21 protein-coding genes are annotated in these 24,720 nt (G+C 69.5%); 4 read left to right on the top strand and 17 right to left on the bottom strand.

The genetic code is table 11. The features are described 5' to 3' along the window. Positions 1-4: 4 nt before the first annotated feature. The 8 genes from LOZ83_RS00385 to LOZ83_RS00350 form a co-directional block, all read right to left on the bottom strand. Positions 5-1,360: an ABC transporter permease gene (locus tag LOZ83_RS00385; RefSeq protein ID WP_236787726.1), complete on the bottom strand. Its 1,356-nt coding sequence runs from the start codon at positions 1,358-1,360 to the stop codon at positions 5-7. After that, positions 1,357-2,289 (bottom strand): ABC transporter ATP-binding protein, encoded by a 933-nt coding sequence (locus LOZ83_RS00380; RefSeq protein WP_236787725.1) that lies wholly within the window; start codon positions 2,287-2,289, stop codon positions 1,357-1,359. The genes LOZ83_RS00385 and LOZ83_RS00380 overlap by 4 nt, the downstream gene beginning before the upstream one ends. A gap of 692 nt (positions 2,290-2,981) precedes the next feature. After that, entirely contained in the window at positions 2,982-3,788 is an 807-nt protein-coding gene (locus tag LOZ83_RS00375; protein ID WP_236787724.1) for a ZIP family metal transporter, read from the bottom strand. Positions 3,789-3,921: 133 nt separating this feature from the next. Continuing rightward, entirely contained in the window at positions 3,922-5,085 is a 1,164-nt protein-coding gene (locus LOZ83_RS00370; RefSeq protein WP_236787723.1) for an exo-alpha-sialidase, read from the bottom strand. A 155-nt stretch (positions 5,086-5,240) separates the two neighbouring features. Next, positions 5,241-6,212, bottom strand: a complete 972-nt coding sequence (locus LOZ83_RS00365; RefSeq protein ID WP_236787721.1) for a glycoside hydrolase family 6 protein — start codon at positions 6,210-6,212, stop codon at positions 5,241-5,243. 5 nt (positions 6,213-6,217) lie between these two features. Beyond that, positions 6,218-8,152, bottom strand: a complete 1,935-nt coding sequence (locus LOZ83_RS00360) for a galactose oxidase-like domain-containing protein (protein WP_236787719.1) — start codon at positions 8,150-8,152, stop codon at positions 6,218-6,220. Beyond that, a complete protein-coding gene (locus LOZ83_RS00355) occupies positions 8,149-9,924 on the bottom strand; it encodes a glycosyltransferase family 2 protein (RefSeq protein WP_236787717.1) in 1,776 nt (591 codons plus the stop codon). Before LOZ83_RS00355 ends, LOZ83_RS00360 begins: the two co-directional genes overlap by 4 nt. Before the next feature lie 370 nt (positions 9,925-10,294). Further along, positions 10,295-11,923 carry a hypothetical protein gene (locus LOZ83_RS00350; RefSeq protein WP_236787715.1) on the bottom strand — a complete coding sequence of 543 codons (1,629 nt, stop codon included), beginning with the start codon at positions 11,921-11,923 and terminating at the stop codon, positions 10,295-10,297. A 376-nt stretch (positions 11,924-12,299) separates the two neighbouring features. On the opposite strand from LOZ83_RS00350, the gene LOZ83_RS00345 reads away from it, so the two are divergent. Together LOZ83_RS00345 and LOZ83_RS00340 are read left to right on the top strand one after the other, a co-directional pair. Beyond that, positions 12,300-13,079: a hypothetical protein gene (locus tag LOZ83_RS00345; RefSeq protein WP_374202602.1), complete on the top strand. Its 780-nt coding sequence runs from the start codon at positions 12,300-12,302 to the stop codon at positions 13,077-13,079. Then, positions 13,073-13,786, top strand: coding sequence for an ankyrin repeat domain-containing protein (locus tag LOZ83_RS00340; protein WP_236787711.1), 714 nt, complete (start codon positions 13,073-13,075; stop codon positions 13,784-13,786). The genes LOZ83_RS00345 and LOZ83_RS00340 overlap by 7 nt, the downstream gene beginning before the upstream one ends. An 18-nt stretch (positions 13,787-13,804) precedes the next feature. On the opposite strand, the gene LOZ83_RS00335 is transcribed toward LOZ83_RS00340, so the two are convergent. Together LOZ83_RS00335 and LOZ83_RS00330 are read right to left on the bottom strand one after the other, a co-directional pair. Further along, on the bottom strand, positions 13,805-14,293 hold the full coding sequence (locus tag LOZ83_RS00335; protein WP_236787709.1) for an SRPBCC domain-containing protein: 489 nt from the start codon (positions 14,291-14,293) through the stop codon (positions 13,805-13,807). Positions 14,294-14,354: 61 nt separating this feature from the next. After that, entirely contained in the window at positions 14,355-15,548 is a 1,194-nt protein-coding gene (locus LOZ83_RS00330; protein WP_236787708.1) for an RNA polymerase subunit sigma-70, read from the bottom strand. A 344-nt stretch (positions 15,549-15,892) separates the two neighbouring features. Here LOZ83_RS00330 and LOZ83_RS00325 point away from each other — a divergent pair, with 344 nt between their 5' ends. Further along, positions 15,893-17,275: an MFS transporter gene (locus tag LOZ83_RS00325; RefSeq protein WP_236789389.1), complete on the top strand. Its 1,383-nt coding sequence runs from the start codon at positions 15,893-15,895 to the stop codon at positions 17,273-17,275. Further along, entirely contained in the window at positions 17,272-17,775 is a 504-nt protein-coding gene (locus LOZ83_RS00320; protein ID WP_236787707.1) for a MarR family winged helix-turn-helix transcriptional regulator, read from the top strand. Before LOZ83_RS00325 ends, LOZ83_RS00320 begins: the two co-directional genes overlap by 4 nt. 65 nt (positions 17,776-17,840) lie before the next feature. On the opposite strand, the gene LOZ83_RS00315 is transcribed toward LOZ83_RS00320, so the two are convergent. The 7 genes from LOZ83_RS00315 to LOZ83_RS00285 are packed head-to-tail and all read right to left on the bottom strand — an operon-like array spanning position 17,841 to position 24,653. Then, a complete protein-coding gene (locus LOZ83_RS00315; protein ID WP_236787706.1) occupies positions 17,841-18,257 on the bottom strand; it encodes a PaaI family thioesterase in 417 nt (138 codons plus the stop codon). Then, positions 18,254-18,739, bottom strand: a complete 486-nt coding sequence (locus LOZ83_RS00310; RefSeq protein ID WP_236787705.1) for a MaoC/PaaZ C-terminal domain-containing protein — start codon at positions 18,737-18,739, stop codon at positions 18,254-18,256. The genes LOZ83_RS00315 and LOZ83_RS00310 overlap by 4 nt, the downstream gene beginning before the upstream one ends. Continuing rightward, positions 18,736-20,433 (bottom strand): AMP-binding protein, encoded by a 1,698-nt coding sequence (locus tag LOZ83_RS00305; protein ID WP_236787704.1) that lies wholly within the window; start codon positions 20,431-20,433, stop codon positions 18,736-18,738. Before LOZ83_RS00305 ends, LOZ83_RS00310 begins: the two co-directional genes overlap by 4 nt. A gap of 2 nt (positions 20,434-20,435) precedes the next feature. Next, entirely contained in the window at positions 20,436-21,365 is a 930-nt protein-coding gene (locus tag LOZ83_RS00300) for a 3-hydroxyacyl-CoA dehydrogenase NAD-binding domain-containing protein (RefSeq protein ID WP_236787703.1), read from the bottom strand. A gap of 14 nt (positions 21,366-21,379) precedes the next feature. Then, positions 21,380-22,816 (bottom strand): aldehyde dehydrogenase family protein, encoded by a 1,437-nt coding sequence (locus LOZ83_RS00295; protein ID WP_236787701.1) that lies wholly within the window; start codon positions 22,814-22,816, stop codon positions 21,380-21,382. Beyond that, positions 22,813-23,712: an alpha/beta fold hydrolase gene (locus LOZ83_RS00290; protein ID WP_236787699.1), complete on the bottom strand. Its 900-nt coding sequence runs from the start codon at positions 23,710-23,712 to the stop codon at positions 22,813-22,815. The genes LOZ83_RS00295 and LOZ83_RS00290 overlap by 4 nt, the downstream gene beginning before the upstream one ends. After that, on the bottom strand, positions 23,709-24,653 hold the full coding sequence (locus LOZ83_RS00285) for a 3-carboxyethylcatechol 2,3-dioxygenase (protein ID WP_236787697.1): 945 nt from the start codon (positions 24,651-24,653) through the stop codon (positions 23,709-23,711). The genes LOZ83_RS00290 and LOZ83_RS00285 overlap by 4 nt, the downstream gene beginning before the upstream one ends. Positions 24,654-24,720 lie beyond the last annotated feature (67 nt).

Genomic DNA, 24,720 nt, shown 5'->3' with positions numbered 1-24,720 from the left:
CGAACTATCCCTTCGTGGTGGGAAGCAGATCGACGTTGCCGTCGAACTGCCAAAGGGGGTTGGGTTGGTCTCCAGCGGGAGTCCGCACCTGGAAGTAGCCGTTCACTTCCTTCGGTCCGTCGCCGTCGGCGACGTACCGCCCGTCCGAGGTGACATCGAGCTGGTAGATGGCCTGGCCGGTGGTCGCGACGCCGGGCACATGCCACGAGACGACGCACCGCCAGTCGTTGCCCGCGCCTTCCGGCGCGACCAGGCCATCGCCCTTGGTGCACGCCGCCGTGGAGCCCAGTTGCTCCTCGGTGACGTCGGGCCGGTTGAGTTGCCGGGTCTGCAGGCGGTAGAGATGCCCGAACGCCGTGGCGAGCGAGCCCTGCACCTTGTCCTGGTCGATTCCCGGGCCCATGGCCGGGGTCGACACGGCGACGATCCCGATCGTGACGGCCAGCAGCCCGGCCAGCGGCAGGGCGCCGAGAGTGAGCGCGCGCCGCCCCGAACCGTCGTAGCTGAGATTGGTGAAGTCGCGGCGAAGGAACAGCACGTACGCCAGCACGGTCGCGAGCACGGCCCACGCCAGGCTGACCGTGACGCTGATCAGCAGCGGTCCGACCTGCACCGGGCTGGTGAACAGGCCGATCCAGGCGATGAACGCGTAGCTCGGCAACGCGAGCCGCACCGCGACGGGCAGCGGCAGCATCTGGGCCAGTTCCAGTACGAACGCGACCACGACCGGCAGCAGCAGGCCCATCGGCGACCGGCCGAACGCGACGGACCCGAGGAGCCCGATCCCGGCGAGCGACAGCGTCGGCGCGAGCACGCAGAGCCAGGCGAGCAGGACCTTCCCCGCTGCGTCCCCCGAGCCCAGCAGATGCCCGTCCAGGCCTGGCAGTGGCTGGTCGCCGACAGCCGCGAGCCCACCGACGATGCCGGAAACGGCGAGCCCGGCGACGAGCAGCAGGATGACGGTGAGGCTGGCAAGCGCTTTCGCCGCGAAGATCCGCCGGTAGGACCGGACCGCGACCAGCAGGTGGCGCCAGGTGCCGAGCCGGTCCTCGGACGCGAACACGTCCCCGGCGACCAGCGAGGTGAGCAACGGCAACGCGTAGCTACCGGCGAAACCGAGCAGCACCAGCGCACCGGCCCAGCCGGTGGCGTTCATCCAGCGGCCGAAAGTCGTGTCGGTGGGCAGAGAACTCTGCTGGCTCACCAGCGCGACGAAGATCGCCGGCGCGATCCAGCAGGCGAGGATCAGCAGCCGGACGCGCCACTGGGCGAGCAGCTTGACCAGTTCGAAGCGGTAGCCGCGGCCCACCGAGACCGGGCGGGCCGCGGTGACCGGGGCATCGGCGACGGTCGCGGTCATCGGCTGACCTCCTCTTGCTCGGTGAGGGCGAGGAACGCGGCCTCGAGGGGCGACACCACGGGCGCCAGTTCGCGCACCGCGATGCCGGCGCGCACCAGCCGGGCCACCAGTTCGTCGAGGGCGGGCACTAGCGTGCGTACGACCAGGATTTCGTTGTCCTGCCGCATACCCGGGTCGTCGACGACGCGCACCCTGGGCGCGTCGAGTGCCAGTGTGCGGGCGGCCTCCGGGTCGGAGGTGCGGATCCGGTAGTCGAGTTCGCGGTTCTCGGCGGACAGTTTGCTCAGCGGCCCGGAGAAGGCGATCCGCCCGGTGGCGAGGATGGTGACCTCGCTGCACAGCGACTCGACGTCGTCCATCCGGTGGCTGGAGACGATCACGGTGGTCCCGTCCGCCGCGAGGCGCTTGAGGACCCCGTACACGTGCTTCTTGCCGGCCGGGTCCAGACCGTTGGACGGCTCGTCGAGCACCAGCAGCCGGGGCGTCGTCAGCAGGGCCGCGGCGAGCCCGAGCCGCTGCCGCATGCCGAGGGAGAAACCGCGGACCCGGTCGTCGGCGACGTCGGTCAGGCCCACCTGGTGGAGCACGTCGTCGAGGTCCGCGGCCTGACCGCGAAGCGCGGCCAGCGCGGCGAGGTTCTGCCGGGCGGTGAGCGAGGGGTACAGACCAGGTCCGTCCACGAAACCGCCGACGCCCTCGGGAGCCGCGAGCGCCCGGCCGACCGGCATACCCAGGATTTCGAGCGTGCCTTCATCGGCGACCGCCAGCCCCAGCAACAGGCCCAGCAGGGTTGTCTTCCCGGCACCGTTCGGGCCGACCAGGCCGTGGATCTGGCCCTGCGCGACATCCAGATCGACACCGTCGAGGGCGACGACATCGCCGAAACACTTGGTGATCCCGCGGGCCCGGACCGCGACCGTGATGTCCATGAATTCCTCGTTTCGCAACCTGTGAGGAACTTAAGGACGACATGTAACGCGGAGGAGCGAATCCGCTGAACGTTCGGCGAACTGGAACCGACCTGCGGACGCAGTTCTGTGCCATGACAAGGGAAAATCGTGCATACGCCACGAAACGCGTACAAGCCCGGCGTGACCGGATTCCCGGCTCGCCGATCCGCGTGTCGTAGTGGCGAACGGAGGTAAGGCACAGTGCTTCCAATGGACGCGCCGGGCGGCAGCGGGGCGTCACCGCGCGGATAGATGTCCACAGTGGACACATCGGGTTGGGGTGCTGCCCCAGGCCCGCCTGCGGCGCCCTTCTGGTTCGTCTGGCCTTCGGTGCCGCCGCCCGAGCCGAGGGCGCGCCCCGTCCGTCGCATACGCCGCCGCGCGGGCACTGTTTGTCCGGTTGTTGGCGGACAAGGCGAACTGCGTCGACGCCGGATCAACCGATCCCCGAACAGCATGACCAGATCACCGCGCGGAAAGCCAAGGGCTCGGCGGGTGGCCGGTCGTGGCGCGGGATGGCCACACGCTAGGACGAGCACGCCGCCGCTGAGGTGCGCCGGGCGTCTGACCGGCAGTGGCGTCAGCGCGACGGTGGCACCGGCGAGGCGGCGATGTCCACAGTGGACATTCGGTACAGCTTGGAGACCAGTGCCGATGGCCGGATTCCGGCCTTACGCGCCGGCGGCGGTGATGATCGCGTCGGTGGCGAAGCCGAGGACGAGTCCGAGGAACAGGCCCCAGGTGGTGATCGTCTTGAGGTTCGCGGTGCGGGCGACGGCGAGCAGTTCGATGACGACGTAAAGGATGGAACCGGCGGCCAGGCCGAGGAACGCGATCGACACCGTGTCGTTGGTGAAGCTCTGGCCGACGAGGGTGCCCACGAAGGTGGGGCCGCCGCCGATCACGCCGAGCAGGGCGAGGTAACCCCACGAGGGGCGGCGGCCGGTGAGCGGCGCGACGATCCCGAAACCCTCGGTCGCGTTGTGCAGCCCGAACCCGATCACCAGCAGGACGGCGAGGCTGAGCTCGCCACGCGCGGCCGAACTGCCGATGGTCAGGCCCTCGGCGAAGTTGTGCAGCCCGATCCCGACGGCGATCATCAGGGCCAGCCGCCGTCCGGGTTCTCGCACGATCGCGGGGCCCAGCTCGCCCACAGCGGCGGCACCCGGGCCATGGGCGCGCGGGCGCGTGGACCGGTCGAAGTAGACGAGCCCGAGCAGGCCGATGCCCACCGTCACCGCGAGCACAGCGCCGTTCCCGAGCGTCGGGCCGAGGTGGTTCTGGCTCAGCGCGGTGTCGACCGGTTCCCAGGCGTGCGCGAGCACATCCCAGAGCAGGAAAATCAGGATGCCGGTCGCCGTCGCGTTGAGCAGGGCCTTGAGCTTCGGCATCGGTGTGCGCAGCCGCCCGAACGGCAGGCCGAGGAAAATGGTGATGCCGGCGATGGCACCGAGCAGGGCGATCTGGGCGGAGGACATGGCGCGGGCTCCCGGGATGTGTCGAGCTGGTACCCGACGCTAACTCAGGTAAGGCTCACCTCAAATAGGTGAGCCTTGGTTTTAACCGTCCGCTTGCCTTGGGGCGTCGCGCTGCCGCCTGACCGCGACGCGATCAGGCCAGTGGCTCGTCCTCGTCCGGCACCGGTTCCGGAGTGTCTACTGTGGACCACCGGATCGTCGCGTTGGGCCGGCCGGCCGGGCCCGCTTCGTAGAGCAGGCCGACGTCATCCGGGCCGAGCGCGACCAGGTCGGAATAGGCCGCGGCCTGTGGCCACACCATTTCTTCGGTCCGCCAGTGTGCCCCGTCGTCGATGGAGGACCGGACGGTGAGCCGTGCGCGGGCTCCGCACACGCTCGGCCCCGCGAACACGACCACCGCTCCCAGGCCGAGTACCGGCGCCTGCACCGTCGGCGTGACCAGACCCGGATTGAAGGCGAAACCGCGGGCGAACCGGGTGCCGCCGTCGGTGGCGACGGTGTCGGCTCGGTTGCGGGTGCCACCGGCCAGGCACTGCTCGGCCCAACCGGCCTGGTTGCGGGCGGCCACGTAGACGCGGTCGCCGGGCAGTTCGGCGAGGCTGAGCTCTTGTGGTTGCAGTGCCGGGCTTTCGCTGGTGGTAGTCGCGCCTGTCCGCCAGGTGGCGCCCTGGTCATCGCTGTAGATGACCGCACCGGTGTAGCGCATGCCGAGGTTGTAGCTGAGCCCGGCCAGCAGCCGCCCGGCGTGCGGGCCGTGATCGAGCACGATCCCGTGCCCCGGGCCGGTCGCGAGCCAGCCGGGCGGCCGGGTGAACCCGAGCTCACTGGTGATCGGGTGCGGCGTCATCCAGCTGTGGCCGTTGTCATCGCTGTCCTGGACCTGCGGGGCCCGCCCGCACGGGTGCCGCCGGACGCATTCCGCCGTGGACAACAGCACGATCCGCCCGGTCGACGGGAGCACGATCGGCGTGGGGTTGCCCCGGGTGTCACCGTCGCCCCGGACGACGACCTGGAGTGGCCCCCAGGTGTGGCCGCCGTCGGTCGAGCGCTTCACCACGATGTCGATGTTCCCGGCGTCCGCGCAGAACCTCGACCCGCCCCGGCGTCCCTCGGCGAACGCCAGCAGGTCCTTGTTGCGCGCCTGAACGACCGCGGGCACCCGGAAACAGTCGTAGCCCTCGGTTTTTTCCTGGTACACCACCGTGCTCGCCGCGCCGGACGGTACTGGCAGCGACAACACGAGGCCCACCGCGAGGGCGAGTGCGGCGGCGGTGATCCCGGCTCGTCCCCGAAGCATGCGTACCCCTTCGATGCGAAGCCCGAACTTGTGGGCGTCCGGCCGGATCACGGCGAGCGCGGAGATGGTAACCCACGACCGGGGTGCGCATCACGTGGCTGTTCCGGGGCGGGAATTTGCCGTCGGTTGACCGAAAAAGGCCGGTGTGGCGCGCTTCAGGGTGATTGCTGTGCGAGGCGCAGGGCGTAGTCGGCCCACCACTGACCGGCAGGGGGTGCTCCGGCGCGGCAGGCGCCGTCGGAGGTGCCGGGGTTTTTGATCCACAGGAAGGCATCGATGGCAGGGTCGCCGGTGGTTGTGGTGGGTGCCTGGCCGAGGGCGCGGCCGGGCGGGTTGCACCAGGCGGGGGTGCCGTCGGTGGGTGCGGGACCGTTGCCGTTGCGGCTGGTGTCGATGACGAAGTGGGCGCCGCCGAGTCTGGCCGACAGGTCGTGGCCGTAGCGGGTGACGTCGGCGGTGCTGTAGAAGTTGGACACATTGAGGGAGAAACCGGCCAGCTGGGCGATTCCCGCCTGCCGCAGCGTGTCGGCGAGCGCCGTGGTGTCGGTGATCCAGCCGGGGTGGCCCGCATCGAGGTAGACCCGCGCGCCGTGGCCGGCGAGGGCCGCGCCGGACTCGGCCAGCAGCCCGAACCGTTCGGTGCGCTGGGCCGCGGAGAGGCAGCGGCCGAGCGCCGCGGGCACGGCGTCCGGTTCGAGGATCACCACCGGTCGTGATTCGCCGATGCCTCGCAGGAGCGCGGCGATCCAGGCGCGGTACGTGGTCGCGTCGCGGGCGCCGCCGGCGGAATAGCCGTCGCAGTCGCGGTGCGGGATGTCGTAGGCGACCAGGATCGCGGTCTGGTGTGCGGCGGCGGCCCGGGTGATCAGGTCGCGGGTCTGGGTTTCCACCTGCGTGAGATCGGTGCTGACCCAGACCGCCTGCGGGCGGCGGGCGATCTTGTCGATCTCGTTGGCGTCGGCCCAGCGGCCGGCTGCTCGCCATGCGGCTTCCTGGCGCGTGGCGGGTGAGTCGCGGTCGAGGTAGAAGCCGTCCGCACTCTGCACAGCGGCACTGTCCACGTCGACGGGGCTCGGCGCCGCGCACCCGGCCAGGAGCAGCGCGATACCCGCCACGAGGGCGCGCATCCTGGTCACGGTATCTGGACCCACCTGGCCACGGACGGCACGCCGGCGCGATCGGTGACGAACAGCATGTAGTTGCCGGGTGGCACGACCGCCGGGTTGCCGGGCACGGTCACCGAAATCTGACCGTCTGTTGTGGACAGTCCAAGAGCGATCGAGCGTTGCTCCACATTGGTCACGTGCGTGACGGCGCTCGGCCTGATCAGGCGTGCGGTGGCGATGCGGGACGCGTCCGGTGTGGTGAACTGCGCGGTCTGGCCCCGTTGCACGACGGCGGGCCCGTCGGTGATCGCCGGCCGGGCGCCGTGGTAGAGGTAGGGCGGGGTGTAGATCTCGATGCGCTGCTCGAATGGCGCGCTGATGGTGTTCTTCTCGTCGGAGAACAGCGGGTTTCCGCCGAGGGTGATGACCCGGCCGTCCGGGAGCAGCAGCGCTTCGCTGTGGTAGTCGCGGCCGACGGTGGGGTCGGCGGCCACGGTCAGCGTGTTGCTGTCGGAGTGGTAGATCCGCGCGGTGTGGTTATCGCTGGCGTCGCGGCCGCGGTAGTAGCGCGATCCGCCCGTGATCAGCGTGGTGTCGTCGGGCAGGTTCACCACGCTCGGGTAGCGGGTGCCATCGGGCAGGTCCGGGCCCGCGGTGAAATGCGGGTGTGGGTCCTTCAGGTCGATCACGTCGATGCGGGAGGTGGCCTTGTCGGACTCACCGACGCCACCGCCGCCCACGACCATCATCCGCTGGTCCTGCACCGGCCCGATCCACGCGGAACCGCTGGTCTCCAGCTGATCCGGGTCGCGCAGCCCGGGCACGGGGGTGAAGTGGTTGGTGGACAGGTCCCACAGGCCGGGGTCGCGACCTTTGTTGGCAGGGCCGTAGCCGGAGTTGGAGCCGGAGAAGAACAGCGTGTTCGCGCTCGCGGTCTGGAACAGCGCGGGGTAGGTCGGGAAGTAGTGTTTGAGGTCGGGCCGGGTGGTCCAGGTCTTGCTGGCCGGGTCGTAGATCTCGTTGTCCCCGTTGAGCACGTTGCCGCTACCGTCCAAACCGGACACCGCGAGCACGTCGCCATTGGGCAGCCCGGTGAGGGTCGGGTACCAGCGGCTGTTGTTGAGATCGGCCACCTTCTCGTACCGCTCGGTGACGGGGTCGAACTCGTAGCTGTCCTTGATCCCGTGGTAGTCCTGCTTGTCCAGGGTCATGTTGCCGCCGAGGCCGTACAGGTTGTGCTGATCGTCCCCGGTCAGCCCGGTGATCGTGTAGTGCGCGGGCTGGTAGGTCACCGCGCCGGGGCCGGCCTGCTCCGCTTCGACCCACACCGCCTGCTCGCTGGCGGTGATGGTGACCTTGCCCGCCTTCTCCACCTTGTGTGCGGGCACGACCGTGAAGTCCGCTCCGGCGCGGTACTTCTGTCCGTTGGGCGCGACGAACTCGATGCCTTTGGGGAACGTCCGCGGGCCGCCGTCGGGCGACTCGTTCTTGACGGTGATGGTGCCGGCGGCGTTCGTGACCTTGTCCTGCAGCACCTCATAGCGCAGCGTGCCACCGGCGACGAGGAGCTTGCCGTCGGGCAGGAACGCGTGCCCGCCGCAGAACAGGTCGGCCGGGGTCGGGATCAGCCGGACCCCGCCGGTCGCGGGGTCGTAGAGCAGGGTCTTGAAGGTGCCGGCGTTGAACTGGGTCTCGTCGTTGCCCGAACCCGCGACGATGAGCAGCTTGCCGGTCTTGAGCAGCGCGGCGTGGATGGCGTTCACGCGCACGTCGGCGGGCAGGTCGATGACGTCCCAATGTCCGTACTGGCGCTTGTAGTCGTCGCTGTTGATCAGCTGCTCGTGCTCGTACTCGGCCACGAACGTCCACGCCGGCCCGGCATTGACGCCCGCGACGAACGCCAGCGCGCCTATGGTGATCAAGGTGCGCTTGTAGCGCCGCAACACAGACGCCGGCTTCATCGGATGGCCTCCACGATCTTGGTTTCCTGTCTCATCAATTCGGTACGGGTCGGCGTGCCGCGCTGTGGTTCGGCGGTGGTGGGCCGCCGTCGCTCGTACTGCCACAACGCGATCGGGACCAGGCACACCAGCAGCGACAGCGCCGGCCACAGGCAGGACTCGAGCGTGGCGTAGCCCAGCACCAGGGAGGTGATCAGCGCGGCCACGAGCACCACCGCCCACTGGAGGTGGCGGCGGAAGGTCAGCCACGTGTCGGTGCTGGTCGAGCTGCCCTTGGCGGTCACCACGAACCTCGCCGGGCGGCGCAACAGGGCGGCGATCAGCGACGACGCGTACATCGGCGAGGTCAGCACCGACATCAGCATCCCGCGAGCTCCGCTGCTGCCCTCCAGTTCGGATGGGCTGACGTTGTGGCGGCGGTTGCGGACGTACAGCCATACCTGGAACGCCGACGCGTCGGTGTAGAGCGCCAGCCACAGCTGGACCGGCACGTCGATGCCGTGCACCCCGAAAGCCAGGAACAGCACCGCGTTGATGCCGCCGAGGATCCACCCCAGCGCCATCGACGGGTAGAACGTGGTGATCAGGGCATAGTGCAGCAGCCTGCCGGGCGAAAGTCGCCAGCAGCGCCGCCAGAAGTCGCCGAGCAGCACCTCGAACGTGCCGCGGGACCACCGCAGTTGCTGGCTGAAGTAGTCGCTCCACGACGAGGGCCCCTCGCCGATGGCCAGCACATCCGGCGTGTACACCGAACGCCACCGCCGCCCGGTTTCCGGGTTGCGCGCGGTGTGGATCTTCAGCCCGGTCGCCATGTCCTCGGTGACGGAGTCCGACAGCCCGCCCACGCCCTGGATCGCGCTGATCCGGATCGCGTTGTTGGTGCCCACCAGCATCGCCACCCCGTACCGGTTCGCGGCGCGCTGGATGACGCTGTGGAACGGGAACTGCTGGGACTCCGCCGCTTTCGTGACCAGGTTGTCGCAGTTGGCGTAACACTGCGGGCCCACCACGTACGCCACATTCGGGTCGCGGAAGTAGCCCAGGATGCGTTCCGCGTAGTTCGACAACGGCAGATGGTCCGGGTCGACCGACATCATCACGGCATAGCGCGCCCCGTGGACCTGCAACCACGAGTTGTAGTTGCCGTGCTTGGTCTTCGCCTTGAACGGTCCGCGTTTCCGGTTGAACCCCTGCTGCCCCTTGCGGCTGAAATGGTGCACGCCCAGCCGCGCGCACATCGCGCGCACCTGCGGGTCGTCACCCTCGTCGAGCAGCCACACGTCCAGCCGCCCCTGGTACCGGATGCGCTTCGCCGCCACCAGCGTGCGCTCCACCATGTCGATGGGTTCCTTGGACGGCACGATGGTCGTCACGAACGCCACCCGCAGACCCTGTTGCGGCGCAACGGGAACCGGGTCCCGCGCCACGATCGACGCCAGCGACAGCGACACCACGTTGACCAGCCGCAGCAACTCCATCAGCGCGATCGCGCTGATCACGAACACGTCCGCCGCCACGATCCAGCCGTTCCCGCCGAACGGCGGCAGGTGCGCCGGCTGCAGCAGCCAGGCGAAGAACACGACCTCCAGCAGCAGATTGGCGACCGCGATCACGATGGACCGCGCGAATCGCGCCTTGCCGTCGGCCGCCTGCAGGTTCGTGAAGCGCACCCGGTACGGCGCCGAATCATCGACCTCGGAAATCGGACCCGCGATTTCGCTGAAATCGCGCCACTCCCGCGCACGACCGCCGCCGGAACGAGAATCGCCCATCGTTACTTGCCTGCCCCAGCCTCGACCACACCTACGATTACCGGCACCCCCGCGTGCCGTGTTGTGATACTCCATTCGGCGCAACAGCAAGGACTCTCGGTGGTTATGGGTCGTCGCTACGCGCCGGAAGCAGCGCTGATCGTCCCCCATTCGGGCGACAGGGTGCAATGAGCAAATATGTGACAAGAACCATCACGGAAACCGGTAACGCGCGACCGGGGCGAAATGTGCTCGACGCCCGCGACACTATGGTTCGGCAGTCGGAAAATCAGCAATCTTACCTTCGTCTTGAAACCAATCCGCCGATCGGTGCCGCACTGTCGGCGGGCGCGGAGCCATAACACGCTCGCGCCCGCCGACTTGTCGTGCGTCAGCGGGGGGTGGTGGAGACGCCGCGCAGGACGTCGCCCGCGGACGCGGTCTCCAGGGTGGTGTACTTCTCGCCGGCAGGCAGGCTGGTGGCCGCCACGGTGTCGGTGACGGTCACGAGCTTGTTGGGGTCGGCGCCGTAGTCGGACACGCCACCGATGGAGGTGGTGACGCCGTAGAGGGTCACGGTCCCGTCGGGGTTGGTCCTACCGGTGAAGTTGCGGATGCCGTCGACGGCCGGGGTCCAGGGAGTGCCGGTGACCGGGTTGATGCCGGTGGGCAGACCGGGGACGGTGTAGGGCACGCCGAGGCCGAGGCCCGCGTTGAGGGTGTAGTCGTAGGCCCAGGTTCCGTTGACCAGCGACCATTTCTGGATGCCCGCGAGGTTCTGGGCCGCGGCGGCGGTGAAGGTGCCGCCCGAGTAGGTGTCGTTGCCATTGCCGGAGTCGGCGACGTACATCGTGGTGGGGTTGGCGAACCAGATCGCGCCGAGGCTGGAGGTGTTGCTCGGGGCGCCCGTGTCCGGGGTTTTGATGGACTTGGCGAGCGCGGTCGGGAACCCTGCCAGGACGCACATGTTGCCGGCCGGCTGCCCGGTCTCGGCGTTGTAGGTGTCGGCCATGGTGGGCAGCGGCGCGCCCGGGGCGGGTGTGCCGACGCCGTTCGGGCACGCGGTGCCGGTGGTGTCGACGAAGTACACCGTGTTGACGCCGTTGCTGCCGGATCCCTTGGTGTAGTACAGAACGCCGTCGTGCAGCGCGACGCCGGCGAAGTTGGTGTCCTTACCGAGCTTGTCGGCCTTGGTGACACCGGGCAGCTGGGTCACGCTGAATCCGCCGACCGGGGTTGGCTGGCCAGGGTTCTGTGCCTGCTCGGGTGTGTGGGCCGGGGTGGCCAGCTGCGCGCCCGTACCGTAGATCAAGCCCGGCACCGAGGTTCCGGTGCCATTGTTGGAGTTTCCGGCGAGATAGTACTTGCCGGTGGTCTCGTCGAGGATCGCCGCGCGGCCGTTGTCGCCGCTGTAGGCGTTGGTCTCGGTGATCTCGAACTTGCCGTTGGCGTCGAGCTGGGCGACCGCGCGGTAGACCGACTGGGCGTCGGGGTTGGTCGGGTCCACCACGCCAGGGGTGTTGCTGTTGGACGCGTCGAGTGTGTTCGCCGGGGCGACGTAGCCCATGAACGTGACCGCATTGCCTCCGCTGGAAAGGTTGAGCGCCAGCTCCGACTTGGACGAGAAGCTGCCCATCAGCAGGTCGTGCCCGCGGCTGGAGGCACTGGGCGTGCCGTCCGGCGCGGCGATCGAGCCGGCCGGGGTACCGGACGGGGTGATCTGGTCGAGGTAGATCGGCGCGGTGACCCCGAAGTTCCCGTCGACCGAGACGTTGTCCCAGACGTGCGCGAACGAGCCGTCCGCGACCGCGACCGCACCGGTCGGCAGCACCGTGACACCGGGCGTGATCAGGCCGGCGGTCCCCGTGTAGTGGACCCGGCTCACCAGCAAGTCTCCCGGAATCAGCGCGGTCTTGCCCCCGGCGTCGGCCTGCGCCGGGACGCCGGACGCGCCCACCACGCAGGCGCCGATCGCGAACGAGGCCGCGACCCCGAGCGCGCCGCGTCTGTTGCGGCTCATCGGGCGATGGGAACGATCGAACATATGCAGGTCTCCTTCTCGCGAGTGGATCCCCACAATCGCGGGGCCGCTGCGAATGGCATCACCCGCACCTGGCCCCGCGGGGAAACCTCTCGTGAACGGAAGCTGAAGCGTCAGGAGATCCACTGAGCGAATGAGGTGATGCCGGACAATTCGTCCGGAATGACCTGTTGGCAGTGGGTAACTCACCATCCGAACGACGGCCGTCGAATGGCTTCCGTGTACCTTGTTCGAAACTGTTCGTGGCAGCGTCACCGCGGTGGATTTTACCGTCCGTTGGTTCGAGACTATTCGCACGAACTTCGGAATTCGGGGCAGGAAAAGGGTGTTCGTTCGCCGTGGCAGACTGCACGGCATGTCTCAAGGCCTTTCCGCCCCGGTTTCCCGGCGTCTTCGAGTTCCCGAGATCACCGCTTTTTTCTGGGTCCTGAAAGGTCTTTCGACCGCTTTGGGCGAGTCGGCGTCGGACTATCTCGTGCGGGTGCTGACGCCCATTCCGGCGGTCGCTCTCGGTTTTCTCGCTTTCGTCGCGGCGCTCGCCGTCCAGTTCACCAAACGGCGGTACGTGACGTGGGCCTATTGGTGCGCGGTCGTGATGGTCGGCGTTTTCGGGACGATGGCGGCCGATGTCCTGCATGTCGGCTTCGGTGTGCCTTATGTGGCGTCGACGGTGCTGTTCGGTGTCGTGCTGGCCGGGGTGTACCTCGTGTGGCGCCGCGCCGAGGGGACGCTGTCGATCCACGCGATCGACTCGGGCCGGCGGGAAGTGTTCTACTGGGCGGCCGTCGTGGCGACGTTCGCGCTCGGCACGTCGGCCGGTGATCTGGCGGCGACCACGCTGGGTTTGGGCTATTTCCTGTCGATCGTGGTGTTCGCGGTGGTGATCCTGATTCCCGCCGCGGGGTACCGGTGGTTGCGGTGGAACGGAGTGTTCTGCTTCTGGTTCGCCTATGTGGTGACCCGGCCGCTCGGTGCCTCGATCGCTGACTGGCTGGGCAAACCGACGCCAGAGGGCGGTGTCGGTGTCGGCGGGGGACCGGTGAGCCTGGTACTCGCGACCGCGATCGCCGGCCTGGTCGTTTATCTTTCGGTGACAAGGAAAGACGTCCAGCGGGGAGAGGAGTTGCGGTGCTGACGGACGAGGACCAGCTGAATACCTATGTCGCAATCCGGGCCGGTGACGTAGAGACACTGTCGGAGTTGCTGCGGGCACAGCCCGAGCTGGCCCAATGTCGGCTGGGCGGACCGGCCCGGGGGCGCACGCCGCTGCACGTCGTCAGTGACTGGCCGGGCTACTTCCCGAACGGACCGCTCGTCGCCGAGCTGCTGATCGCCAGTGGGGCCGACGTCAATGCGCGCCCGGACGGTGGGGAGGCTCCGCTGCACTGGGCGGCCAGCAGTGATGACGCCGCCGTCGCGCGAGTGCTGATCGACGGCGGCGCCGACATCGAGGCGCCCGACGGATCGATCGGCACACCGCTGGACAACGCGGTGGGCTACGGGTGTTGGAATGTCGCGCGCCTGTTGGTGGAGCGGGGTGCACGTGTGGAGAAGTTGTGGCACGCGGCTGCCCTTGGCCTGCTCGACCGCCTCGAGGAACTGGTTGCCCACGGCGCACCCGCGCAGGACACGCTCGATCAGGCGCTGTGGCATGCCTGCGCCGGCGGACAGCGCCGCGCAGCCGAACGTCTGGTCGGGCTCGGCGCTGATCTGACGTTCACGCCAGAATACGGCCGCGGCACCCTGATCGACGTGGCGTCAAGCCACGGCACTCAGCGCGCGAACCTGATCGAGTGGCTGGGCGGACTGGGCTTGCGCACCAGTGGTGATGCCGCGGGCTGACGTGTCCATTGTGGTTGGTCAGTGAGTCTGGTCGACCAGTTTTGTCAGGTTGTCCATTTCGTTTTTTCGTCCCATGACGAGTCGTTGTGTCCATTCCGTGTCGTGCATGGGTTCGATGGTCATCGTGACTTCGGTACCGTTGTCGGTGGGGTGCAGGTCGACCTCGGTGAGGACTTCGTAGGCAGCCACGTCGGGTACGAAGTCGACCAGGGTTGTGTAGCAGAGGCGACTGGTCGGTGTGACCTCGGTGAACGTCTTGTGTGACCGGGTTTCCAGCGGTAGGCCGTTGGTGCGCATGAACTCGACCTGTTCCGCCGCGGTGGCGGTCATGGTGTAGATGAGTTCGCCGTCCGGGCGCAGGTCGAGCTTGTCGACGCGGACGGTGAAGCCGTCCGGCGCCCACCACTGCTGGATGCCCGCCCCGGTCGTCCACAGTTCCCACACCCGCTCCACTGGCGCGGCGTAGGTGCGGTGGATCTGGATCGGCGACTCGGATTTGCTGGTCATGTCGGCTCCTGTTCGTTGCGTCGATCGTGTCGCCCATACCGACGCACGGGGACCGGCGGGCTCATCGGCCGGCCCCCGGCAGGGTCAGCGGCAGGCCGAACGCCGGCAGCAGGTGCGACTCGAACGTCGTGATCTCCACGATCCGCCCGCCCTCGATGCGCAGCACGTCCAACAATTGCGCCCGGTACACCGCCGTGCCCGGGCGCCGCACATAGCCGGCCGCGGCCGGCATCCGGTTCGCCTGTACCGGCAGGTACCGCCATTGCCCGAAGTACCTCGGCGACGACGGGTCGAACACCGGCCCGACCTGCCGCATGATCGCGTCGCGGCCGACGAACCACACCGGGTTGGGCGGCATGGTCAGCACCGCGTCCTCACGCAGCATCCCCACCATCGCGGCTGCGTCAGCCGCCTCGGCCGCCGCCATGTAGCGCCGCAACGTCGCACGCTCATCCGCGCTGACCTGCTGTGGCGTCCAGTCGGTGCCCCGCTCGGGCAGCCGTTCCCGCAGCGTGGGCCGCGCGCGTTGCAGCGCGCTGTTGACCCCTGCCACGGTCATCCCCAGGGTGTTCGCGGTGTCCTCGGCCGGCCAGCCGAGCACGTCGCGCATGATCAGGACCGCGCGCTGCCGGGACGGCAGGAACTGGATCGCGGCCAGGAAGACCAGCTCGATCGTTTCGCGGGACACGGCCGCCAGGTCCGGCCCGACGTCATCGGCGGGGACCTGGTCCAGCAGTTCGTCGGGGTAGGGCTGCAGCCAGGCGAGCCGGGGCGGTGGCGTGCCCTCGCCCGAGTCGATCCCGGGCACCGGCTCGTAGCGCTGGGGCCGCCGGGTGTGGCGGCGCAGGAAGTCCAGGCAGGTGTTGGTGGCGATCCGGTACAGCCACGTGCGCACCGACGCGCGGCCCTCGAATGCCTCTCGGTTGCGCCACGCCTTGAGCAGGGTCTCCTGCACCAGGTCCTCGGCGTCGTCGTATGAGGACACCATCCGGTAGCAGTGCACCCGCAATTCCGCGCGGTACGGCTCCACCAGCCCGGCGAACGTCCCCTCGTCCACGGCCAGCGCGGGACGCGATTCCGTCACACCGGCCGGCGTGACGTTTTCCGCCCGCGCCGCCTCGCTCGCCAGCCGGGCGATCCGGCGCAGCCGCCCAACCTGCGACGACAGGGCGTTGACGCCCGCGTAGAACGTGTCCGGCGGGCTGAGCGCCAGGTCCTTCACCTGCCGCTCGATGGTCGTGACCAGCTCCGTCACGGCCTGCTCCCCGGCCCCGGTCCGCCTCGCTCGGTACGCCCGCTGCCGGCACGCGGCCGAGCAGTACACCGCACCCCGGCCACGGTTCCGTGCCGGCAGCGGCCGGCCGCAGACCCCACATGCCCCCACACCCAAGACCTGACTCCCGATCGTCACACCATCCCGCGTTACGTAACGCCTACCGCACCGTATTGCACCCGCGGACGCCTCTACAAAGTCATTCTTCCTGAGAAGTATCCAGCAACCAAAATCTCGATACTGCGCTGTCGCCCCGTAGCTCCACGAGCATAGGATGTTCTGGAACAGAACAAGTAGAGCCGAGCGATGAGGATGCGGATGTGATCATGCTGGTGGAGCCGGCGCGACCGCGGGTGGTGCGCGAACATCGGTGGGCGGGCTGGTTGGCGGTCGCGACGGTGTGTTTCGGCGCGTTCATGGGCCAGTTGGACGCCAGCATCGTCACGCTCACCTTCCCGGCCCTGCAGGAACAGTTCGGGGCGCCGCTGGCCGCGGTGGAGTGGGTATCGCTGTCCTACCTGCTCGCCCTGGTCGGCCTGGTCGCCGCCGCCGGGCGGATCGCGGACGCGGCCGGGCGCAAGCTGATCTACCTCTACGGGTTCGCGGTGTTCACCGCGGCGTCCGCGGCGTGCGCACTCGCACCGGGACTGGTGTGGCTGGTGGTATTCCGGGTCGTCCAGGCCATCGGCGCGGCGATGCTGCAGGCCAACAGCGTCGCGCTGGTCGTCACCAGCGTCCCGAAGGACAAAATGCGCGCCGCGCTCGGCGTGCAGGCCGCCGCGCAGGCGCTCGGGCTGGCGCTGGGGCCGGCACTGGGCGGGGTGCTCGTGGACTCGGTCGGCTGGCAGTGGGTGTTCTGGGTCAACGTCCCTGTTGGCGTCGTGGCCCTGGTCGCTGGCCGCTACCTGCTGCCCCGGACCCGCCAGCGCACCCGGCTCGGCCGGTTCGACTGGCCTGGACTCGTCTTGCTGGGCGCCGCGACGACAACACTACTGCTCGGTGTTTCGGGATTCTCCGGGCTGCCACTGCCGGTGTGGGCCCCGGCCGGGCTCGTCACCGCGTCGGCGATCGGGTTCGCCGGGTTCGTCCTGCGGGAACGGCAGGCGGCGAGCCCGCTCGTGGACCTGTCGGTGCTGCGCCCGAGGGCGGTGTCGATCGGGCTGCTCGGCGCGTTGTGCGCCTACCTCGTACTCTTCGGGCCTCTCACGCTGTTCCCGCAGGTACTGGGCGCCCACGGGATGGCCGGACTCGTCCTCACCGCCCTGCCAGCCGGATTCGCCCTCTCCGCGCTCGCCGCCGAACGGCTCATGCCCCGGAGTTGGGGCGCTCGCACGCGTGGCCTCATCGGTGCGATCGCCTGCGTCGTCGCGGCCGGGGGACTGACGGTGGCGCCGACCACGACGGTGTGGGTGGCCGCGTGGCTGCTCGTCCTCGGCGTCGGGCTGGGGGTGTTCATCCCCGTCAACAACTCCGCCATCATGGGCGCGATCCCCGCCCGCATGTCCGCCACCGGCGGCGGCCTGGTCAACATGGCCCGCGGCCTGGGTACCGCACTCGGCGTCGCGGTCGTTACCTTGTCCCTGCACGTCGCCGAGACCAGCGGCGCGCCCAGCACCGGCCCGCGGCTCGCCGTCGCCGCGCTGCTCCTGTTCGGGGTCGCGGCCGCCGCGACCGCGGTCGCCGCGCGGCCCCAGGAAAGGACGCCATGACCACCGGCCCAGCACAGGCGGCACCGGCGCGGGACGAGATGGCGCTGGCCGACGTGATCGCCCGGCTCCGGCGGGCGATGCGCCGTGCCGCCCGCGCCAGTGACCCCGACAACGCTCTTTCCGTCGCGCAACTGGAACTGCTGTCCTGCCTGGCCGAAAACCCCGGCGCCCGCCCCAGCCAGCTCGCCCGCCTGCTGCGCCTGGCCCCCAACTCCGTCACCACCCTGGTCAACGGACTGCGAACCCGGAACCTGATCACCCGCGCCGGCGGCGGTCCGGATCGCCGTACCGTCTCGCTCACCCTGACCGTCACCGGTGAACAGGCCGTGGCGCACTGGCACACGACCAACGCCGCCATCCTGCGCAGCGCCCTGACCGAGCTGCACCCCGCCTGGCAACAGCTGCTCACCGCGTCCCTGCCCGCGCTGCGGGAACTCATCCACGCCATCGACGCCCTCGCCGAACCGACGACCGCGCACCCGGAAAGCGAGCAGCCATGAACGCATTCCTCAGGGTCGGTGCGATACGCGCCGAGTTCGCCGGGGAAAGGTGAACCCGGCGCGGGTTATCGCGATGGTGGGTTGCGGAACACCGCGCTCGCCGTCAGGACGGTCCGTCCTTCGCTGTGGAGGCGGGCGGACACGAATGTCACCGTCCGCGTCGACTGGTCGACCGTCGCCTCGCCGAAGAGCAGTTCACCACCACGCGCGGGTGCCAGCATCGAGCACGACAGCTGCAGTGTGACGGGATGGCGATCCGGGTCCACGCCGAGAAATGACTCGACGGTGGCGCCCAGGGTGATGTCGAGGACGGTCATCAGGAAGCCGCCGTGTGCGGTGCCATTGGGATTGAGATGATGCGGCGCCAGCGACACGCACACTTCCGTCCGGTCGGCGCCGCGCCGCCACCTCAGGCCGCCGACGTGGTCGAGGAACGTGCCTTCCTGCCCGAGCGGCACGAAACCTTCGGGAACGTCGCTCATGCTTCCTCCACCAGGACGATCCAGGTCGCGGCCAGCGCGGGCCGGGCGCCGGCGCGACGTTCGAGCAGGCAGCCGAGAACTAGCCGAGTGGTCGGGCCCGGTCCCGGCTCGACCGCGTTCACTGTGAGTCGCAACCGGAACTCGTCACCCGGGAAAACCGGTGCGGTGAAACGGATTCGTTCCAGCCCGTAGTTCGTCCAGCGGCTCGCGCCGGCGATGGTGTAGCACTGGTTCGCCAGCGCGGTTACGGTCGAGAGCACCAGGAATCCGTGTGCCAGAAGGCCTTCCAGACCGGCTTCGTCGCGGGCACGCGCCGGGTCCGTATGGATCCAATGCCGGTCGTGGGTGAGTTCGGCGAAGCCGAGCACGTCGTCCTGCTCGAGCGACGCCCAACCGCTGATCCCGATCTCGCTGCCGATATGGGCGTGCAGGTCGGCAGCGCTGCCGACGGCCAGTGTTCTGGCCGGGTTTTCGATCTTCACGATCCTGCTTTCTGCCGGTCGTACATCCGCTCGATGAGCGGTCGCCGCCGCGCCAATACGGCACCGCGCACGAGCTGTCCCTTGTTTCCCACCTCGTCGCCCTCGGGCTCCAGCAGCGCGCCGTCGAGGATCCTGGTGCTCGGCTTCGTGTTCTCCCGGTTGTACGCGTCCAGCAGCAGTCGCAGATCTTCCTCGCCGAACGGCCCGGCGGCCCAGACGAGCACACAGGGCGCGGATTGGTCGGCACCGGCCACGACGATGTCGCGCAACCGGCCGCCGCCGCGGGCCAGCAGGTTCGCGCGGATACCGCCCGCGTCGACCCAGGTTCCGTTGGCCAGCTTGAAATCGTCGGCGATCCGCCCGGCGAAGCGCAACCCGCGCTCGGGGTGATCGGCATCGATGAGTTCGCCCGCGTCACCGGAGTAGTACCAGCCGTCGGCGGTGAACGCGGCCCGGCTGGGGCCTGGCTGGTGCCAGTACCCGTCGGCGACACAGGGCCCGCGGACGAGGAGTTCGTACTTGCCCCCGACGGGTCGCAGCCCGATTTCCACGCCCGGCAGCGGAGTCCCGATGCAGTCGGGCGCCACCCCGTGTGCGTGCACCATCGTCGCGCCAGGGCCGACTTCGGTCGAGCCCCAGCCGGTCACGATAGGGACCGGGCGCTCGCGCACCGTCGCCGACAGTTCGGACAGTCGCCGGAACACCGTCGGGTGCATGGCCGCGCCGGCGCTGAACATGACGTCGAGGCGGCCGAAGAAAGCCTCGCGGAATGCCGGATCCGCTTCCAGCGCGGGCAGCAGCGCCGCGAACCCCGCCGGGACCGCGCCGTGGAAGGTGGGCCGGTGGCGGCGCAGGTTCCGGATCGTGACGTCGAGCCGGTCCGGCCTGCCCGCGGCCTCGTCGATGTGCAACGTGCCACCTTGTGACAGCACGAGGTTGACATTGGCATTGCCCCCGAAGGCGTGGTTCCACGGCAGCCAGTCGACCAGTACGGGACGATGCCCGCCTAGGAACGGCCAGACGTCGAGCGTCATCTGGACGTTGGTCGTCATCATCGATTGGCTGTAGGCCACGGGCTTCGGCCGGCCGGTCGAACCGGAGGTGAGCAGGATCTTCGCCGCGGCTCCGGCGTCGATGGCGTCAAGCGCAGGGGCATCGGTGTGGTCTGTCCGCAGCAATTCCCGCACGGCCGTCTGTCCAATGAGGACAATGGCTCGCGACCCGTCGGGCAGTGCCTCCTTCAGGACCGCCGCATGAGCGGAGTCGGTCGCCCAGACGACGGCCGGGTCGAGTGTGGCGAGGAGCTCGGTCAGCTTGTGGCGGTCGGCCGACGCCCCGGCGTACTGCGGTGCGACCGGCACGGCGACGGCACCGGCCAGCATCGTGGCCAGTGACATGGTCAGGTGTTCGACGGAGTTCGGGCCCAGCACGACCACCCGGTCGCCGCTGCGAAGTCCACTGTGGACCAACGCGGTGGCGGCCCGCTGTACGTCCTGCCAAGCCTCGGCGTAGGACCAGGCCGTCCTGCCCGCCTCGGTGGCCGTTGTGAGCAGTGCCGCCTCCGGCGTTTCGGTGGCGAAGCGGCGCAACCAATGCAGGACGGTCGGCGCAGGCGTGCCCGCCGGAACACGGGATCGCAGCACGAGCAGGCCGTCCGGCTCCCGGCGGCAGTCGACCGCGGGTGTGGCGAACATGCTCACGCCTCGCCCTGCAGCAGTGCCAGTACATCGACCGCGGCCGCGTCCCGGGCGGCGAGGACGTCGCCGATGGTGCGGTCGCCGAGGATCTCGTCCGCGGCCGCGATCAGCCGGGCGCGGGTGTCCTCGTCGAGATGTGGCCTGCCGAGATCGGACCACCAGCCCTCGATGGTGTCCGCGAACGAGCGCATCGCGCCGCGCATCCCGCCGGGACCGCCGGCCAGCGCCAGCGAGGTGAGCGGGCCGCCGATCAGGAAGCGCGGGGTGATGCCGTGCACGACGGCGTCCTCGATCCCGCGCGCGTCGACGACGCCCTCCGCGAGCAAGTGCGTCGCCTCGCGGAGCATCGCGAACGTCAGTCGGTTGGTGAGGTAGCCGGGGATTTCGCGGTGCAGCAGCACCGGGCGCTTGCCCAGACCGGTGAGATGGGCGAGCACCGCGTCGACGACGACGGGTGAGGTCGCCTTGCCGGCCAGCACCTCCACGAGCGGGAGCGCGTAGACCGGGCTCTGGGGATGCGCGACGACGAATCGCTCTGGGTGGTCCATACCAGCTTGCAGCTCCGACGGCATCAGGCCGCCGCTGCTCGACAGGATAGGGACGTCGGCTCCGACCACGTCTTCGACGCCGCGGTAGGCGTCCTGTTTGGACTCGACCGACTCCGGGACGTTCTCGTGCACCAGGACCGCTTCGCCAAGATCCGCCACAGGAACCAACCGCAGCAGGTCCAGAGGCACGGTCGCGGGCGTGTCGGCCACGGTGCGGCGAACCGACGGCCATACGGCGTCGAGGTACGACGTCAGCCTCCCGAACGCGTCCGGTACCGGGTCCACCACCAGCACCGGCCGGCGGCGGGCGAGATAGGTGGCGGCCCAGCCGCCGCCGATGGTTCCGGCGCCGACGAGGCCGATCGGTTCGTCGTGGGGCATCATTGACCTCCTTGTCACGCGTCCTCACGCAATGAGTCCATGTCCGGCACCGGGCCGGAGCGGGTGAGCAATGCCTTGCGGCGGAGGAAACGCAGCATCCCGTTGGGCCCCATACGCGAGCCGCCCAGCCCCGAGGAGTTGTACGAGGTCTTCTCGACGTCCCGCATGATCGTGATGGTCAGCGAGGTGTCCATCAGGCTCACGGCACCGGCATTGAGACGTCGTCCGATCGCCGCGGCTTCGGCCTCGTCGCCGGCGATCACCGCCGCGGACAAGCCGTACTCGCTGTCGTTGGCGAGCCGGACCGCCTCGTCGACGTCGTGACAGGCCTGCACCGGGACAACCGGTCCGAACGTCTCCTCACACATGATCTTCATCGAGTGGTCCACGCCGGTCAGCACGGTCGCGCGCATGTACCGGCCGCCGTCCAGCGTCTCGCTGGGGCCACCACACTGCAGCACCGCACCCCGGGCCAGTGCGTCGGCGAGATGGTCGTCGACGATGTCGGCCTGCCGGGCGAGGATGAACGGGCCGAGGTGGCCCCGGTCGACGTCCGGGTAATTGAGTTCGAGCAGCCGGGCCTGACCGGTCAGCTCCTCGATGAACGCGTCGTGCACGGACCGGTCGACGTAGACCCGTTCCGTCGCGAAGCACACCTGCCCCGCGTTGTGCACGGCTCCCTTGAGGACCGCGGCCGCGGCTTGTGGCAGGTCCGCCGAGGCGGTCACGATCGCCGCGTCCTTGCCGCCGAGTTCGAGGAATGCCGGGATGAAGCGCCGGGCGCAGGTCTGTGCCAATGCGCGGCCGGTAGGGACGCTGCCGGTGAAGCACAGCGCGTCCACTTCCTCGACGATGGCCCGGCCCGTGTCCGGTCCGCCGGTCACGTAGCGCAGCACCGCGGCCAGTTCGGGCACCTCGGCGATGGTGGCGGCGACCGGTTCGACGAAGCGGGGCGTCACCTCGCTCGGCTTGATGATCACCGCACAGCCCGCGAGCAGCGCGGGCACGGCGTCCAATGTGGACAGCAGGAACGGATGGTTCCACGGGCTGATCACGCCGAGCAGGGAGTACGGATCGAACTCGGTGTCGTAGCTGACCGTGGGGGAGACGCTGGAGACACCGTGGAGCCGGGCGCGCTCCAGGAGCCCGGGTGCGGCGTCACACCAGCCACGGATCGAGGCCGCGACCATGTACGGCACCTCGTGCGACACCCGGCTGCGGCCGGTGTCGGTCATCTCCGCGTCCCCGATCGCCTTCGCGTTCGCCTCGATGGCATCCGCCCAGCGGCGCATCACCGCGACCCGATGGCCGATCCCCGCCGCGGCCCACGCGGGCTGGGCCCGGCGGAGTCCTGCGCACAGCTCGGCGAGCTCGGCTGCCGTCGGCGGTTGGACCACGTGGTCGACGCGCCCCGTGCGGGGATTGCGGACCGGGAGCTGGGTAGACGTCACAGGACGGCCCCCTCTCGCTGGCCGAGGAAGTCCAGGACGAGCTCATTGAACCGGCGATGCCGCTCCCACTGTGGCCAATGCCCGGCGCCCTCGACCAGTTCGAACCGCCCATTGGGGAGCTTTTCCGCCATCCGCAGCCCGACGGCGGCCGGCCCCGATGGGTCGTCACTGGTCCAGACCACAAGGGCGGGTGCGGTGATCGCGGCCAGCTCGTCGTCGGTGATCATGTTGCGTGCCCGGATGTCTCCGTCCTGCAGGCACATGATGTTCCGCATCGACCCGGCGAACGGCGGCTGCGCGTAGATGGTCCGCCGGACGTCGACCAGTTCCTGGGTGACACTCGCCGGGTCGGCCATCAGCCAGCTGACCCGCGCGCGGATCCGCTCGTCGCTCGGATCGTCGGCGGCGCCCTGGGACAGCGTGCGGATCCGCTCGCGGACGGCCGGATCGGACAGTGCGCCACCGGGGGTGTTCAGCACGATCCGGCCCACTCGCTCCGGGTGGGCGTAGGCGGCCTTCACCGCGATCCAGCCGCCGAGCGACTCCCCGTTCAGATGTGCTTGTGTCACCCCGAGTTCGTCGAGAAGACCCATCAGGTGGGCGACGTAGTCCGGCAGTTCGAGCGGCCGGGTCGCCGGGGTCGTCAGCCCGTGCCCCGGGTAGTCGTAGGCGATCACGCGGTACCGCGCGGCGAGGGCGGGGATGTTGCGCGCGTAGGCCTCGAGGTGTCCGCCGACGCCGTGCAGCAGTACCACGGTCTCCGGTCCCGAGCCTGCTTCCAATACGCGGGTGTGCCACTCGCCGACCTGCACGTGCCGGACCGTCAGGTCCTGCCCCAGCAGGGCGGTCCAGATGGTCGGCTCGTCGGTCACCGGGGCGGGAATGGGCACGGTCACGAGTTCCTCCGGGTTTCTGCGGTGGTGATGCCGAAACCGGCGATCCACTCCGGGATCGGCCGGTAGAAGCTGCTGCGCATGGTGTACGGGCCCGCGGTCGCCAGGGCCGCATAGCAGGCCAGCCAGGTGCGCACCTCGTGCGCTGAGTTGCCGGCTTCGGCGGTGATCCAGTCGTTCGTCCAGGTTTCGGTGGCGATGAGCCGCCCCTCGGCCAGCAGGTCCAGGAATGCGTGGTCCCAATCCGGGTTCAGTCGCGGCCCCGGCTCACCGGCCGCGACGGCCAGCCCGGCGGTGCGAACCCGGGCCTCGCGCTCGGCCCGCTCCTGCGGCGTCGGATGCCTGCCGGCGATCAACCGGGCGGCGACCTCGGGTGGTGCGTCCTCCAGCGTGGGCAGTGGTGGATCGTGCGACAGGCCACCCGAGCCGACCAGCAACACTCGACGGTCGAGCCCGACCAGCGCACGGCCCAGTGCTTCGCCGAGCAGGCGGGTCCGTCGCACGGGGCCGAACGGCACCGCCACGGAGTTGATGAAGACGGGCACCGTCGGCACCGCGTCGATGGCTCCGAACAGCAGCTCCAGGGGCTGGGCGAAGCCGTGGTCGACGACCATCCGCTCGGACATCGCCAGGTCGATGCCCGCCGCCAGGACCTCCTGGACCACCTGCCGGGCGGCTTCGCGGTCGACCGCGAGCGATCCTTGGCTGGTGCCGTAGTCGCCGACGGCTTCGGCCGCGGTGCCGACGCAGAACGGTGGCATCAGGTCGTAGAACATGCCGTTGTAGTGGTCCGGCGCGACCACGACGACCAGATCGGGCCGGAATTCCGCGGCGAATGCGCGGGCCTGCGCGAACGCCGAATCGACCGCGGCCCGCGCGTCGCCGCGTGGCGACACGGTGTGCATGAGCGGCGAGTGCGACGCCGTGACAACGGCCAGCGGCATGAGGACCTCCTCGGCGGTGCGGATGAACCGACGCTACGACCACCCGCTCATATAGGTCTATGTGAAA

Source organism: Amycolatopsis sp. GM8, assembly GCF_021653975.1.
Classification (GTDB): domain Bacteria; phylum Actinomycetota; class Actinomycetes; order Mycobacteriales; family Pseudonocardiaceae; genus Amycolatopsis_E.
The sequence above is the reverse complement of the archived record's forward strand: the minus strand, read 5'-3'. Positions and strand labels throughout refer to the sequence as shown.